The 14,796-nt window shown below is 68.3% G+C and carries 15 protein-coding genes; 6 read left to right on the top strand and 9 right to left on the bottom strand.

Going from position 1 to position 14,796, the window contains the following annotated elements; translation table 11 throughout:
- Positions 1 to 42: 42 nt before the first annotated feature.
- Positions 43 to 1,251 carry a sensor histidine kinase gene (locus tag ABW16_RS18555; RefSeq protein ID WP_047320723.1) on the top strand — a complete coding sequence of 403 codons (1,209 nt, stop codon included), beginning with the start codon at positions 43 to 45 and terminating at the stop codon, positions 1,249 to 1,251.
- The gene (locus ABW16_RS18550) at positions 1,238 to 1,906 is read left to right on the top strand and encodes a response regulator transcription factor (RefSeq protein ID WP_047320722.1); all 669 of its coding nucleotides are present in this window, start codon (positions 1,238 to 1,240) and stop codon (positions 1,904 to 1,906) included. Before ABW16_RS18555 ends, ABW16_RS18550 begins: the two co-directional genes overlap by 14 nt.
- 1 nt (position 1,907) lies before the next feature.
- On the opposite strand, the gene ABW16_RS18545 is transcribed toward ABW16_RS18550, so the two are convergent.
- A complete protein-coding gene (locus tag ABW16_RS18545) occupies positions 1,908 to 2,531 on the bottom strand; it encodes a carbonic anhydrase (RefSeq protein WP_047320671.1) in 624 nt (207 codons plus the stop codon).
- A gap of 37 nt (positions 2,532 to 2,568) precedes the next feature.
- Between ABW16_RS18545 and ABW16_RS18540 the strand changes: the two genes are divergently transcribed.
- Entirely contained in the window at positions 2,569 to 3,468 is a 900-nt protein-coding gene (locus tag ABW16_RS18540) for an HhH-GPD family protein (RefSeq protein WP_109519671.1), read from the top strand.
- Here the strand turns inward: ABW16_RS18540 and ABW16_RS18535 are convergent.
- Positions 3,435 to 4,196 (bottom strand): alpha/beta fold hydrolase, encoded by a 762-nt coding sequence (locus ABW16_RS18535; RefSeq protein ID WP_268768046.1) that lies wholly within the window; start codon positions 4,194 to 4,196, stop codon positions 3,435 to 3,437. The two genes, ABW16_RS18540 and ABW16_RS18535, sit on opposite strands and share 34 nt — an antisense overlap.
- A gap of 23 nt (positions 4,197 to 4,219) precedes the next feature.
- On the opposite strand from ABW16_RS18535, the gene mhuD reads away from it, so the two are divergent.
- Genes mhuD through ABW16_RS18520 form a run of 3 tightly spaced genes read left to right on the top strand, consistent with a single transcriptional unit; the run spans position 4,220 to position 6,546 of the window.
- A complete protein-coding gene (mhuD, locus tag ABW16_RS18530; protein ID WP_047320669.1) occupies positions 4,220 to 4,537 on the top strand; it encodes a mycobilin-forming heme oxygenase MhuD in 318 nt (105 codons plus the stop codon).
- A 4-nt stretch (positions 4,538 to 4,541) separates the two neighbouring features.
- The gene (locus ABW16_RS18525) at positions 4,542 to 5,876 is read left to right on the top strand and encodes a serine hydrolase (RefSeq protein WP_047320668.1); all 1,335 of its coding nucleotides are present in this window, start codon (positions 4,542 to 4,544) and stop codon (positions 5,874 to 5,876) included.
- Positions 5,877 to 5,892: 16 nt separating this feature from the next.
- On the top strand, positions 5,893 to 6,546 hold the full coding sequence (locus tag ABW16_RS18520) for a dihydrofolate reductase family protein (RefSeq protein WP_047320667.1): 654 nt from the start codon (positions 5,893 to 5,895) through the stop codon (positions 6,544 to 6,546).
- Positions 6,547 to 6,613: 67 nt separating this feature from the next.
- Here ABW16_RS18520 and clpC1 read toward each other — a convergent pair whose 3' ends face one another.
- The 7 genes from clpC1 to ABW16_RS18485 all read right to left on the bottom strand — a co-directional run bounded on the left by clpC1 (position 6,614) and on the right by ABW16_RS18485 (position 14,514).
- Positions 6,614 to 9,133: an ATP-dependent protease ATP-binding subunit ClpC gene (clpC1, locus tag ABW16_RS18515; RefSeq protein ID WP_047320666.1), complete on the bottom strand. Its 2,520-nt coding sequence runs from the start codon at positions 9,131 to 9,133 to the stop codon at positions 6,614 to 6,616.
- Positions 9,134 to 9,394: 261 nt separating this feature from the next.
- Entirely contained in the window at positions 9,395 to 9,730 is a 336-nt protein-coding gene (gene lsr2 / locus ABW16_RS18510) for a histone-like nucleoid-structuring protein Lsr2 (RefSeq protein WP_024442366.1), read from the bottom strand.
- Between the two features lie 116 nt (positions 9,731 to 9,846).
- Positions 9,847 to 11,370, bottom strand: coding sequence for a lysine--tRNA ligase (gene lysS, locus ABW16_RS18505; protein WP_047320665.1), 1,524 nt, complete (start codon positions 11,368 to 11,370; stop codon positions 9,847 to 9,849).
- A 51-nt stretch (positions 11,371 to 11,421) separates the two neighbouring features.
- Positions 11,422 to 12,234: a type III pantothenate kinase gene (locus ABW16_RS18500; protein WP_047320664.1), complete on the bottom strand. Its 813-nt coding sequence runs from the start codon at positions 12,232 to 12,234 to the stop codon at positions 11,422 to 11,424.
- A gap of 2 nt (positions 12,235 to 12,236) precedes the next feature.
- Positions 12,237 to 12,653, bottom strand: coding sequence for an aspartate 1-decarboxylase (panD, locus tag ABW16_RS18495; RefSeq protein WP_047320663.1), 417 nt, complete (start codon positions 12,651 to 12,653; stop codon positions 12,237 to 12,239).
- Entirely contained in the window at positions 12,653 to 13,615 is a 963-nt protein-coding gene (panC, locus tag ABW16_RS18490) for a pantoate--beta-alanine ligase (protein ID WP_047320662.1), read from the bottom strand. Before panC ends, panD begins: the two co-directional genes overlap by 1 nt.
- Positions 13,612 to 14,514 (bottom strand): Rossmann-like and DUF2520 domain-containing protein, encoded by a 903-nt coding sequence (locus ABW16_RS18485; RefSeq protein ID WP_047320661.1) that lies wholly within the window; start codon positions 14,512 to 14,514, stop codon positions 13,612 to 13,614. Before ABW16_RS18485 ends, panC begins: the two co-directional genes overlap by 4 nt.
- Between the last annotated feature and the right edge of the window lie 282 nt (positions 14,515 to 14,796).

Raw genomic sequence — 14,796 nt, 5'->3', positions numbered from 1 at the left:
GGCAGGATGTGCGCCGGGCGGTGCCCCTTCTACGATGAGCCGATGCTGCGGGTGGTAACCACGTTCGTGCGCGATCAGCTCCGGCATCGCAGCACGCTCATCCCGCCCGGGTACTCCTGGTTGTTCGTGCTCTTGATCGACGGGGCCATGCTGGCCGGGTTGGCAGCGGCGCTGCTGCAGCGGCCCGGTGCTGATCTGCCCGTCGGCATCGGGGCGGCGGTGGTGGCGTCGGCGCCCCTGCTGTTGTTCTTCCTGGCCGGCATCAAATTCCTGCCCGGACTGGTGCTGGCAACATCCGCCGCGGCCACCGCCGTCCTGCTCTTCGCCACCTCTACCCCGGTCCCGGGTGATCTCGCGCCGGTGCTGCTGGTGGTGGCCTTGGGAGCGTTCGCGGCGTTGTCCCCATTGCTGTCCGGGGCGGTGGCGCTCGGCTTGGTCTCCGCACTGCTGATGGCAGCCGCGGGGGCGCACCGCCTGGAATCTCCGACGCTGTATCTGGGCATGGCCGCGATGGGCTGGCTGGTCGGGATCCTGACCCGAATCCAGGCCGGCTTGCTGGTGCACCAGCAGGAACTGCAGGCAGATCTGGCCCGGGCTGCCGCGGCCGACGAACGTCGCCGGATCGCCCGCGAGGTGCACGACGTGATCGCCCATTCGCTGAGCATCACCCTGCTGCACGTCACCGGGGCGCGCCGCGCCCTGCAGCAGGACCGCGACGTCGACGACGCGGTCGAGGCGCTGACCGATGCCGAGCGATTGGGCCGCCAGGCGATGGCCGACATCCGGCGCACGGTCGGGCTGTTGGACGATGGCCGCACCGGCAACGCACCCGAACCCGGTGTCGCCGACATCCCCACGCTGGTCGTCGACTACCGGCAGGCCGGCGTCGACGCCGAACTGCGCAGCGACGGCCGGATCGAGACGGTGTCGGCCGCGGTGGGCCTGGCCCTCTACCGCATCGCCCAGGAGTCGCTGGCCAATGTCGCCAAGCATGCCCCGGATTCGAAAGCCTTGGTAGACCTCGCGGTTTCCCCGTCGACGGTCGTGCTGTCGGTTGTCAACCGGACGCCCGCCGCGCTGGTCTGGCCACCAGCGGACGGCCACGGCATCACCGGAATGCGCCAACGGGTCGAGCTGCTCGGCGGCACCATCGACATCGGACCGGGCCCGCAGGGCTGGTCGGTGCGCGCGGAGATCCCGTTGACCGACCCGGGCCCGCAACGCCGGCGGTGTGGGCATGACCGACCCTGAGATCTCCGTGCTGCTGGTCGACGACCAAGACCTGGTCCGCTCCGGGTTGCGCCGGATACTGCGCCGCAAGGACGGCTTCGTCGTCATCGCCGAATGCGCCGACGGCGACGAGGTACCCGGTGCGGTGGCCGAACACCGGCCGGACGTGGTGGTGATGGATCTACGGATGAAACGGGTGGACGGCATCGCAGCCACCCGCAGACTCGCCGCTACGCCCGGCTCACCGCCGGTTCTGGCCCTGACCACCTTCAACGAGGACGAGCTGTTGTCCGGGGCGCTGCGGGCCGGCGCGTCCGGGTTCGTGCTCAAGGACTCCTCGGCCGAGGAGCTGATCCGCGCGGTACGCGCAGTCGCCGGCGGCGACGGCTACCTGGACCCGGCCGTCACCGCCCGGGTGCTCAACACCTACCGGGCCGTCGCCGTCGCACACCGTACCGATGCGGCGGCAGAACTGACCGCACGCGAGCGCGACGTCCTCGGGCTGATCGGGCTAGGCCGCTCCAACGGCGAGATCGCCGACGAGCTCTACATCTCGGAGGTGACGGTGAAAAGCCACATCGGTCGCATCTTCGCCAAACTCGACCTGCGCGACCGTGCGGCGGCCATCGTCTACGCCTACGACCACGGCATCGTCACACCGCGGTACGGCAGCTGAGCTACGACTCGTCGCCGATATCGCCGAGGTGGTAGCGAGCCGACACCCGGCCGTCCGCCAGGTGGTAGGTGGCGCCGACGATCGCCAGCCGCCCCTGTTCGATCTGGTCGGCGATGATCCGGGAACGCCCGGCCAACTGCGTCACGGTCTCGTTGACGTGGCGGGCCTCGAATTCGTCGACGCTGCTGAGACCTTCGCGGCGGCCCACCAGGATCGACGGCGTCACCCGCTCGACGATGTCGCGCAGGTAGCCGCCCGGCACGACACCGTCGTCGAGGGCGGTCAAGGTGGCCTTGACCGCCCCGCAGCTGTCGTGGCCCAGCACCACGATGAGCGGCACGTCGAGCACCTCCACCCCGAACTCGATCGAACCCAGAACCGCCGAGTCGATCACGTGACCGGCGGTGCGGACCACGAACATGTCCCCGAGACCCTGGTCGAAGATGATCTCGGCGGCCACTCGACTGTCCCCGCAGCCGAACACCACCGCGGTCGGCTTCTGACCGGCGGCCAGCGCGGCGCGGCGCGCGACATCCTGGCTGGGATGGCTGGGCTCGCCGGCGACGAAGCGCTCGTTACCCTCCTTGAGTGCTTTCCACGCCGATATCGGGTTTGAATTGGGCATGCCCGACATTGTGCACGGGATCAGGTCCGGGCGCTCGATGAGCGTCGAAGCCGACGATCTGCTCAGCTGGTTCGCCGTGGCCGAGCGCGATCTGCCCTGGCGGGCGGGCGATGTCACGCCGTGGCAGATCCTGGTGAGCGAGTTCATGCTGCAGCAGACTCCGGTCGCCCGGGTGCTGCCGATCTGGCCGGATTGGGTGGCGCGCTGGCCGACACCGTCGGCGACGGCGGCCGCAAGCCAGGCCGACGTCCTGCGGGCATGGGGGAAGCTCGGCTATCCCCGCCGCGCCAAACGGCTCCACGAATGCGCGACCGTGATCGCTCAGGACTTCGCCGACGTGGTGCCCGACGACGTCGATGTTCTGCAGCAGCTGCCCGGGATCGGCAGCTACACCGCCAGAGCGGTGGCCAGCTTCGCCTACCGCCGGCCGGTTCCGGTGGTGGACACCAACGTGCGCCGGGTGGTGGCGCGGGCGGTGCACGGACAGGCCGACGCCGGTGCCCCGTCGGCGAAGCGCGACCACGCCGACGTCGAGTCCCTGCTGCCCGAGGCCGACCGGGCCGCCCGGTTCTCCGCGGCGCTGATGGAGCTGGGCGCCATCGTGTGCACCGCGCGGTCGCCGCGCTGCGACGGCTGCCCGCTGCGCCACACCTGCAGCTGGCGGCTTGCCGGTTCGCCGCCGGGCACCGGACCCAAGCGTCCCGCCCAACGCTATGCCGGCACCGACCGTCAGGTCCGTGGGCGACTACTGGATGTGTTGCGGGACAACGCCGTTGCGGTGACACGTGCCGACCTTGACCTGGCCTGGCCGGTGGACGCGGTGCAACGCGAACGCGCCCTGACCTCGCTGCTGGGTGACGGCCTGGTGGAACAGCTCGCCGACGGCCGCTTCGCGCTGCCCGGTCAGGACAGGAACGACTCGACAGCCTCGCGGTAGATCTGCGGCGCCTCGTCGTGCACCAGGTGCCCCGCATCGGGGACGTGCAGATAGCTGCTGTCGACTGCAATGCGGTGCATTTCGCGCATCTGCCCCGGCGGGGTCACCGAGTTGCCGGCCTCGATGAGCAACACCGGCACACGCACCGCGCGCCACTGCTCCCAGTAGTCGCGGGTGCCCCACTCGGCGGCGATCTGCAACCACCACTCGGGGCGGCCGTGCAGCCGCCAGCCGGTCTCGGTGCGGTCGAAGGCTTCCAGGAAGTACCGTCCGGCGATGTCGCCGAATTCGGCGATCACCTCCTCAGCGCTGGCGAACTCCACCGGCAGGGCATGCACCCACGGCTCCCAGGGTCCGGTGGTGCGGCCCCGGAAGTCCGGCGCCATGTCTTCGACCACCAGTGCGGAGATCAGCTCGGGGTGACGGGCCGCCAGGCACCACGAGTGCAAGCCGCCCATCGAGTGCCCGATCAGCCGCACCGGGCCCGGCAACTGCTCCACGGCGGTGGCCAGGTCGGCGACGAAGCGTTCGGTGGAGATCGGGTGGGGGTCGGCGATTTCACGGCCACGGTGCCAGGGGGCGTCGTAGGTGTAGACCGCGCCCAGCCTGGTCAGCCATGGCAGTTGGCGCGGCCAGGTGGTGCCACGGCCCATCAGTCCGTGAACCAGCACCAGCGGCGCCCCGTGCCCGCCGCGGTAGGTCAGCAGCTCGGTCGACGCGATCCCCACCCAGGGCACGGTAGCCTAGGCCCATGTCAGTGGTGAAGATCAATGCAATCGAGGTGCCCGCCGATGCCGGGCCCGAACTGGAGAAACGGTTCGCAAATCGCGCGCACGCGGTGGAGAACCAGCCCGGTTTTCTTGGCTTCCAGCTGCTGCGCCCCGTCAAGGGCGACGACCGCTACTTCGTGGTGACGCACTGGGAGTCCGACGAAGCGTTCCAGGCCTGGGCGCAGGGGCCCGCCGTCGAAGCCCACGCCGGCCAGCGCGCCAAGCCGGTGGCGACCGGGGCATCGTTGCTGGAGTTCGAGGTCGTGCTTGACGTCGCCGGAACCGCCGCACAGGGCTAGCCCGATGAGGCGACCGCTGGCCGCCTGGGTAGTGACGGCGACGCTGGCAGCCGCAGCCGCCGGCTGCGCACCCTCGCCGGCATCTCCCGGCGACCCCGGTTCCGCGGGCGGCGTGACTATTTCGACCAAGACGCCGCCCGGTCTGCGCGCCAAGCAGACCATGGACATGCTGAACTCCGATTGGCCGATCGGTCCGATCGGGGTGGCAACGCTGGCCGCGCCGGACAAGGTCGAGCAGGTGGTCGCGACCATGGAGTCGCTGTGGTGGGACCGACCGTTCCACCTCGACAGCGTCGACATTCGCGCCGGAGCGGCCACCCTGCACCTGACCACCTCCTACGGTGCTCGTCAGGACATCCGGATCCGCACTGACGACAACGGCATGGTGGACCTGTTCAAACCGACCACCGAGGCACCGGACATCCGCTCCTGGCATGACCTTGATTCGGTGCTGAACAAGACCGGTGCCCGGTACTCCTACCAGGCGTCGCGCGTCGAGCACGGCGTCTGCAAGCCGGTGGCCGGCGCCAACACCACCCAGTCCCTGCCGCTGGCATCGATCTTCAAGTTGTATGTGCTGCTGGCAGTGGCCAACGAGGTGAAGGCCGGGACGGTGTCCTGGGACGACCCGCTGACCATCACCGGCCGGGCCAAGGCGGTCGGCTCATCCGGGCTGGAGGAACTGCCCGACGGCGCCCATGTCTCGGTGCGCAGAGCTGCCGAGAAGATGATCGCAACCAGCGACAACATGGCGACCGATCTGCTCATCGGCCGGGTGGGCACGCGCGCGGTCGAGCGCGCACTGGCCGCGGCCGGCCACCACGACCCGGCCAGCATGACTCCGTTTCCCACCATGTATGAACTGTTCTCGGTGGGCTGGGGTAAGCCCGACCTGCGCGAGCAGTGGCAGCACGGCTCGCCGCAGGAGCGAGCGAAGTTGCTGCGGCAGGCCGACTCCCGGCCGTATGAGCCCGACCCGATCCGAGCGCACATCCCGGCATCCGCCTACGGCGCCGAGTGGTACGGCAGCGCCGAGGACATCTGCCGGGTGCACGTCGCGCTGCAGGCCGCCGCGGTGGACAAGGCCGCACCGGTCCGCGAGATCCTGTCCGCGGTTCGCGGCATCGATCTGCCGCGCACCGACTGGCCCTATATCGGCGCCAAAGCGGGCGGCCTGCCCGGCGACCTGACCTTCAGCTGGTACGCCGTCGACCGGGGTGGTCAGCCGTGGGTGGTCAGCTTCCAGCTCAACTGGCCGCGTGACCACGGCAAGAGCGTCGGCAGCTGGATGCTGCAGGTCGCCAAGCAGGCGTTCGGCCTGTTACCCGTCCAGCGCTAGCCCGGGAAGGGACCCCATGCGACAACTGGTTCGTGTGCAGAACTTCAGCATTTCCAGCGACGGGTATGGCGCCGGCGAGGGGCAAAGCGTCGAGCGTCCGTTCGGTCACGCCGATCCGGCGGACTTCATGTCCTGGGCAGGCGCCACCGCGCACTGGGTCAACCGGACCGATCCCGGCGGCAGCTTCGGACTCGATGACTACATCACCCGCGACTGGGCCAACAATATCGGCGCAGAGATCATGGGGCGCAACAAATTCGGTCCGCAGCGCGGGCCGTGGGAAGACTATGACTGGCAAGGGTGGTGGGGCGACGAGCCGCCGTTTCGCACACCGGTGTTCGTCCTCACCCACCACGTGCGGCCATCATTCACACTGGGCGACACCACATTCCATTTCCTCGACGCCTCCCCCGAGGACGCACTGGCGCGAGCACTGTCTGCAGCTGACGGCAGGGACGTACGCATCGGCGGCGGCGTGGCCACGGTTCGGGAGTTCCTCGACGCCGATCTCATCGACACGATGCATGTCGCGGTGGCACCGACCGAACTCGGCCGCGGGGAAAGGTTGTGGACGAGCCCCGACGAACTGGTGGACCGGTTCCATCTTGAGCAGATCCCAAGCCCCAGCGGGATGGTGCATCACTTCTTCTGGCACCGAGGTCTCAGCTGACGGCCCTGCTGGACGCGAAACGGGCGACACCCGTGAAGGTGTGCCGCCCGTTTCGCGTCAGTAGCAACTACTCCGCGCCGGCCTTAGCCAGGTCGGAAGCCTCCGCCGTCGGCTTCGGGCTACCGGCAAAGGTGAACACCGCGTTCTCGTGTGCACCCTCGCCGTCCCAGTTGTCGACGTCGACGGTGACCAGCTGACCAGGACCCAGCTCTTCGAACAGGATCTTCTCCGAGAGCTGGTCTTCGATCTCGCGCTGGATGGTGCGCCGCAGCGGACGCGCCCCCAACACCGGGTCGAAGCCGCGCTTGGCCAGTAGCGACTTGGCCTTGTCGGTCAACGCGATGTCCATGTCCTTGGCCTTGAGCTGCTTGGCCACCCGGCCGATCATCAGGTCGACCATCTCGATGATCTCTTCCTTGGTGAGCTGGTGGAAGACGATGATGTCATCGATACGGTTCAGGAACTCCGGGCGGAAGTGCTTCTTGAGCTCGTCGTTGACCTTGAGCTTCATCCGCTCGTAGTTGTTCTCCCCGCCGCCCTGGGTGAAGCCCAGTCCGACCGCCTTGGAGATGTCGGAGGTGCCCAGGTTGGAGGTGAAGATCAACACGCAGTTCTTGAAGTCCACCGTGCGGCCCTGCCCGTCGGTGAGCCGGCCGTCCTCGAGAACCTGCAACAGGCTGTTGTAGATCTCGGCGTGGGCCTTTTCGATCTCGTCGAACAGCACCACCGAGAACGGCTTGCGCCGCACCTTCTCGGTCAGCTGACCGCCCTCTTCGTAGCCGACGTAGCCCGGAGGGGCGCCGAACAGCCGCGACGCGGTGAACCGGTCGTGGAACTCACCCATGTCGATCTGGATGAGCGCGTCGTCGTCGCCGAACAGGAACTCGGCCAGCGCCTTGGACAGCTCGGTCTTACCGACGCCGGACGGGCCGGCGAAGATGAACGAGCCCGACGGCCGCTTGGGGTCCTTCAGCCCGGCGCGGGTGCGCCGGATGGCCTTGCTGACCGCCTTGACCGCGTCCTCCTGCCCGATGATCCGCTTGTGCAGCTCGTCTTCCATGCGCAGCAGGCGGGTGGTCTCGGCCTCGGTCAGCTTGAACACCGGGATGCCGGTCCAGTTGCCCAACACCTCGGCGATCTGCTCGTCGTCGACCTCGGCCACGACATCCAGATCCCCGGAGCGCCACTGCTTTTCGCGCTCGGCGCGCTGCGCGACCAGTTGCTTCTCCCGGTCCCGCAGGCTGGCCGCCTTCTCGAAGTCCTGCGCGTCGATCGCGGACTCCTTCTCCCGGCGCGCGTCGGCGATCTTCTCGTCGAACTCACGCAGGTCCGGCGGCGCGGTCATCCGGCGGATTCGCATCCGGGCACCGGCCTCGTCGATCAGGTCGATCGCCTTGTCCGGCAGGAACCGGTCGTTGATGTAACGGTCGGCCAGGGTGGCCGCCGCCACGATCGCCGAGTCGCTGATCGAGACCCGGTGGTGGGCTTCGTAGCGGTCCCGCAGGCCCTTGAGGATCTCGATGGTGTGCTCGACGGTGGGCTCCCCGACCTGCACCGGCTGGAACCGGCGCTCCAGGGCGGCGTCCTTCTCGATGTACTTGCGGTACTCGTCGAGAGTGGTGGCACCGATGGTCTGCAGCTCCCCGCGGGCCAGCTTCGGCTTGAGGATCGAGGCCGCGTCAATCGCGCCCTCGGCCGCACCGGCACCGACCAGGGTGTGCAGCTCGTCGATGAACAGGATGATGTCGCCGCGGGTGTTGATCTCCTTGAGGACCTTCTTCAGGCGCTCCTCGAAGTCACCGCGGTAACGGCTGCCGGCCACCAGCGACCCCAGGTCCAGGGTGTAGAGCTGCTTGTCCTTCAGCGTCTCGGGGACCTCGCCGGCCACGATGGCCTGGGCCAGGCCCTCGACGACAGCGGTCTTGCCGACGCCGGGCTCACCGATCAGCACCGGGTTGTTCTTGGTGCGGCGGCTCAGCACCTGCATGACCCGCTCGATTTCCTTCTCCCGGCCGATGACGGGGTCGAGCTTGCCCTCCATGGCGGCCGCGGTCAGGTTGCGGCCGAACTGGTCGAGCACCAGCGAGGTGGACGGTGAGCCGGACTCGCCGCCGCGTCCGCCGGTGCCGGCCTCCGCGGTCTCCTTGCCCTGGTAGCCGCTCAGCAGCTGAATCACCTGCTGACGCACCCGGGTCAGGTCAGCACCCAGCTTGACCAGCACCTGGGCGGCGACGCCCTCACCCTCACGGATCAGGCCGAGCAGAATGTGCTCGGTGCCGATGTAGTTGTGGCCGAGCTGCAGCGCCTCACGCAGGCTCAGCTCGAGCACCTTCTTGGCGCGCGGGGTGAACGGGATGTGCCCGGACGGCGCCTGCTGGCCCTGGCCGATGATCTCCTCGACCTGGCTGCGCACCCCTTCCAAAGAGATGCCCAGCGACTCCAGCGACTTGGCGGCTACGCCTTCACCCTCGTGGATCAGGCCCAGCAGGATGTGCTCGGTCCCGATGTAGTTGTGGTTGAGCATCCGGGCCTCTTCTTGGGCCAGGACGACAACCCTGCGGGCGCGGTCGGTAAATCTCTCGAACATCGGTGGCTACCTGCTCTCCCTCGCGATCGGCACTTGATCGGCCTCGGCTCGGCCGGCGTGCCTGCTGTCCACTCTAGTGGGCGACGCAGCGCGCTGTGACCTGCCTTGCAGCGCGTACTGAATCGACCACCCGGTGGCCGGCCCCGAAGGACCTGGCACCGGATGCAAGGGCACAACGCCTAAACCCCCGAATGCGTTTCCCAGGGATCATCCGGTTCGCCAGAAGCGAAACCTTCGTCGAGGCTCGCTAAACCGCCGGGTTTAGGTCGCGGCGTGAAATGCGTCGATGATGTCGGCCGGGATACGCCCGCGGGTGGACACATTGTGCCCGTTACGGCGGGCCCATTCGCGGATCGCGGCGCTCTGCTCACGGTCGATGGTGCCGCGGCGACCGCCACCGGACCGTCCACGCCGACGGCCTCCCACCCGACGGCCCGCGTCGGCCCACTTCTTCAGTTCTGCGCGCAGTTTCGTAGCATTCTTGCTCGAAAGGTCGATCTCGTAGGTCACCCCGTCCAGGCCGAATTCGACCGTTTCGTCGGCGGCACCCTCACCATCGAAATCATCGATCAAGGTGACGGTCACTTTTTTCGCCATTGGTACCCCTTGGTTAGCTTTCCTGCGCGCAATCGGTGCGCAAAGCCGTATTCGACCTCGCCGACTAATCTGCCATAAAAATACGCCTGCTTCAACACAACAGGCCTCGGTGCAGTTCAGTTGCCGTGACGACGAACAATCGGAAACAAAACGGTGTCTCTAATTGATAGACCCGTCAAGACCATCAACAGGCGGTCGATACCCATTCCGGTACCTGTGCACGGCGGCATCGCATGTTCCATCGCTGCCAGGAAGTCCTCGTCGAGCGCCATCGCCTCGTCATCTCCGGCGGCCGCCGCGCGCGCCTGAGCGGCGAAACGGTCACGCTGCACCACTGGGTCGATGAGTTCGGAATAGCCGGTGGCCAGTTCGACACCGCGCATATAGAGATCCCACTTCTCGGTGACGCCCTCAATGCTGCGGTGCTGGCGGGTCAGCGGCGTCGTCTCGACCGGGAAATCCCGGACGAAAGTCGGCGCACTCAGGGCGTGGCCGACGGCATGTTCCCACAGTTCCTCGACCAGTTTGCCGTGACCAAAGCCACGGTCTTTGGGTATCTCGACGCCGAGGCGATCCGCGATCGCCCACAGGTCGGCCACCGCTGTCGCCGGTGTGATGTCCTCGCCGAGTGCGGCCGACAACGACGGGTACATTTCGACCGTCGCCCATTCGCCGTCAATGTCGTAGATGCTGCCGTCGGGCAGCGGCAGTTGCCGGGTACCGATCACCTCATCGGCGACCTCTTGAATAATCTCGCGGGTGGCCACCGCCGAGTCGTCATAGGTGCCGTAGGCCTGGTAGGTCTCCAGCATCGAAAACTCGGGCGAATGTGTGGAATCCGCGCCTTCATTCCGGAACACCCGATTCAGTTCGAAGACCCGGTCGAACCCACCGACAACGCACCGTTTCAGGAAAAGTTCTGGTGCGATTCTCAGGAAAAGGTCCGCGTCGAGGGCGTTCGAATGGGTGACGAAAGGCCGAGCGGCCGCTCCGCCGGCCAATGTCTGCAACATCGGCGTTTCGACCTCGAGGAACCCGCGGCGCTCCAAGGCGTTACGCACCGCGCGAATGACCGCGATACGTTGACGCGCCACCGTACGCGCCTCCGGTCGGACGATCAGGTCGACATAGCGCTGCCGAACCCGCGACTCCTCGCTCATCTCCTTGTGCGCGACCGGAAGAGGCCGCAATGACTTCGAGGCCATCCGCCAGGAGTCGGCCAGCACCGACAGCTCGCCGCGGCGGGAGCTGATCACCTCGCCGTGGACGTAGACAATGTCGCCGAGGTCCACGTCGGCCTTCCACGCCTCGAGTTCCTGCTCGCCGACACTGGCCAGGCTGATCATCACCTGAAGCTGGGTGCCGTCGCCCTCCTGCAGGGTTGCGAAGCACAGCTTGCCCGAGTTGCGGGCGAACACCACCCGGCCGGCGACACCCACGACGTCGCCGGTGGCGGTGTCGGCGACCAGATCGGGGTAGTCGGCCCGGATCTGGGCAAGCGTGTGGGTGCGGTCCACTGCCACCGGGTAAGGATCACGGCCTTCGGCCAGCAATCGAGCCCGCTTGTCGCGGCGGATCCGGAACTGCTCGGGGAGGTCGGATTCGTCCTGCGTCTCAGGGGATACATCGGCGGAGCTCACGACCCGCCAGCTTAGAGGAACAGGGACGGCAGAACGAAAAGCCGGCGGCGCTCAGCGCGCCGGGCGAAGCCTGCCCCGTTGGCTGTCCCGGTTGCGTTCGAACACCAGCCGCAGTCCGTCCAGGGTGAGGTTGGCGTCGTGATGGTCGACCGTCTCCAGATCGGCCAGCAACAGCGGTGCGGAGTGCCCGGTGGCCACCACGGTGACGTCGTCCCCGGCGCCCGCGGCCTCCTCGCGGACCCGGCGAACCAGGCCGTCGACCAGACCGGCGAACCCGTAGACCGCGCCGGCCTGCATGCATTCGACGGTGTTCTTGCCGATCACCGAGCGCGGCCGGGTGAGTTCGACCCGGCGCAGGCCGGCGGAGCGAGCTGCGGCGGCGTCCGACGAGATCTGGACGCCCGGCGCAATGGCGCCGCCCAGGAATTCGCCCTTGGCCGAAACCACGTCGACGCAGATCGACGAACCGAAGTCGACGACGATCGCCGCCGTCTTGAACTTGTGAAACGCAGCCAGCCCATTGACGATCCGGTCGGCCCCCACTTCCTTGGGGTTGTCCACCAGCAGTGGTATCCCGGTGCGCACACCCGGCTCGATGAGCACCGCGGGCACCGAGGGCCAGTACTGGTCGAGCATCAGCCGGACTTCGTGCAGCACCGACGGCACGGTGGACAGTGCGGCGGCCCCGGTGAGCTGTTCGCCGTCGTCGCCGATGAGCCCGTCCAGGGTCAGCGCCAGCTCGTCGGCGGTGATCTCCGCTTCGGTGCGAATCCGCCACTGCTGCACGACGTTTCCATTGTCACCGGAACCCGCGATCAGGCCGATGACGGTGTGGGTGTTGCGGACGTCGATCGCCAGCAGCACGGCTACCGCACGCTTCGGGGTGAGAGCAGGTCCGATACGTCGTCGGGCACGAAGGCCGGGTCGTTGCCGAGGTCCACCTGCTTGTTCTCGGAGTCGACGAACACGATCCGCGGCTGGTAGCGCCGCGCCTCCGCGTCGTCCATGGTGCCGTAGGCGATCAGGATCACCAGGTCACCGGGATGCACCAGATGCGCTGCCGCACCGTTGATTCCGATGACACCGCTGCCCCGCTCCCCGGTGATGGCGTAAGTCACCAACCGAGCACCGTTGTCGATGTCGACGATCGTGACCTGCTCGCCTTCGAGCAGGTCGGCGGCCTCCATCAGGTCGGCGTCGATGGTCACCGAGCCGACATAGTGCAGGTCCGCGTGAGTGACCGTGGCACGGTGAATCTTCGACTTGAGCATCGTCCGAAACATCAATTCCTCCGGGTTGCGTGATATCGGTCTGAACCGGCCTCCGAACCGGCCAAAGCCACATCGGCGTCGATGGGAAGTCCGAGTGTGATCGCGGCATTGTCGAGCAGTCGGGTCGCACCGACGCGGGCGGCGATCAGCAGCCGCGCGGGCCCATCGGCGGGCGCCGGGCCGAGATCGACACCCCGCACCTGCAGGTAGTCGACATCGACGGCGGGCGCCGCGGACAGCACCGCGGCGGCGGCGTCCAGCGCCGCCTGCGCGCCGGCCGCGGCCGCGCGCTCACCGGCGGCCAGGGCGGCCGACAGGGCCGTCGCGGCTTCGCGCTGCGCGGGGTCGAGGTAGCGGTTGCGCGACGACATCGCCAGGCCGTCGGATTCCCGCACGGTGGGCACGCCCACCACGGTGACGTCGAGGTTGAGGTCGGCGACCATTTGGCGCACCAACACCAACTGCTGATAGTCCTTCTCGCCCAAGAACACCCGGTCGGGGCTCACGATCGACAACAATTTGGCGACCACGGTGAGCATGCCCGCGAAGTGGGTCGGGCGCGCGGCGCCTTCGAGTTCGGCTCCCAGAGGACCGGCGTGCACGGCGGTCCGCGGGCCGTGCGGGTACATCGCCGCGGCAGTCGGTGTGAAAACCAGGTCGACCCCTGCGGCACGCAGCGCAGCCAGGTCGTCGTCCAGAGTGCGCGGATAGGCATCGAGGTCTTCACCGGCGCCGAACTGCAGCGGGTTGACGAAGATCGACACCGCTACCACCGAACCGGGCACCCGCTGCGCCGCACGAACCAGCGACAGGTGACCCTCGTGCAGGGCACCCATGGTCGGCACCAGCATCACCCGGCGACCGGTCGACCGCAGCGCGCGGCTGACGCGCGCGACATCGTCCGGGCGCTCGTAGACGTTGAGCGCACCGGCCGTGAAGGTGGGCTGCGGACCCCGGGCCGTGTTCGAGCTCATCGAGCCAGCACCTCCAACACGTCATTGGCGGCACCGGCACGGTGCGCGGTGCGCAGTGCGTTGGTGCGATAGGCCTCGGCCAGGTCTGGGTCCACGTCGGCCAGCGCCCCCAGGTGCCGGGCCAGGGTGTCCGAGTCTCCGCGGGCCACCGGCCCGGTCAGCGCGGCCCGGCCGTCACGCAGGGTGTTGGCCAGCGCGGCGCGCACCAGCGGTCCGAGCACCCGCTCGGCGATACCGTCGGGGTCATCGGCCACGGCCGAGCCGACCCGTCCCGGCAACGCCGCCCGCAACGCCGCCAGCGCGTCATCGATCACGGTGACCACGTGGTTTCCGCCGTGGCAGAGCGCGGCGTGGTAGAGGGTGCGGGCGGACTCCTCGACCCGGAACGGCGCGGCGCCGATCTCGCACGTCAGCGCCTCGGCGACGGCATAGCCGATCTCATCGGCGGCGGTGATACCGAAGCAGCTCTCCGATAACCGGTCGATGTCCTCATCCGAGCCGGTGAAGGTCATCGCGGGATGGATGGCCAGCGGCAGACAACCCTGCTCGGTCAACGGCGCCAGCACGCTGATCCCGGTGGCGCCGGAGGTGTGCACCACGATCGTGCCGGCGCGCACCGCGCCCGTGGCGGCCAGACCCGACACGATGCCGGCCAGTTCGGTGTCGGGCACGGCGAGCAGCAGCAATTCAGCGTCCGCGGCGACATCGGGCGTCGGCAGCACCAGGCTGTCGGGCAGCCGACGCTGGGCGCGCTGCCGCGACTCCTCGGAGATCGCACTGCACGCCACCACGACATGCTCGGCGCGCTCCAGCGCAACACCGAGTGCGGTGCCGACGCGGCCAGCCGAAATGACGCCGACCTTGAGCCGGGCGGGCCGCAGTCCGTCGAACTGCGCCATGCAGACGACCTCACAGGTTCTCTTGGTATTCGTTCCAGTCCCGCGCTGCGGGTACCGGACGGTCGCGGGAGAGTCTATCCCGATCGGTCCCGGCACTGCGAGTGACGTTGGTCGCAGTTGACCGCGGATCAGTCCTCGCGGCGTCGGCGTCGGCGGCCTTCGCCGGGGGTGGGCTGCAGCCGGGCCAACAGGTCGGCCACCGACTGACCGCCGGTGCTGGGGCCCTGCTCGCTCCCGTCGGCGCCGGCGGAATGGCGGGCCGAGGGTGCGTGGGCGGGGGCG

Source organism: Mycolicibacter heraklionensis (assembly GCF_001021505.1).
Lineage (GTDB): Bacteria > Actinomycetota > Actinomycetes > Mycobacteriales > Mycobacteriaceae > Mycobacterium > Mycobacterium heraklionense.
This window is presented reverse-complemented; position numbering and strand designations above follow the sequence as displayed.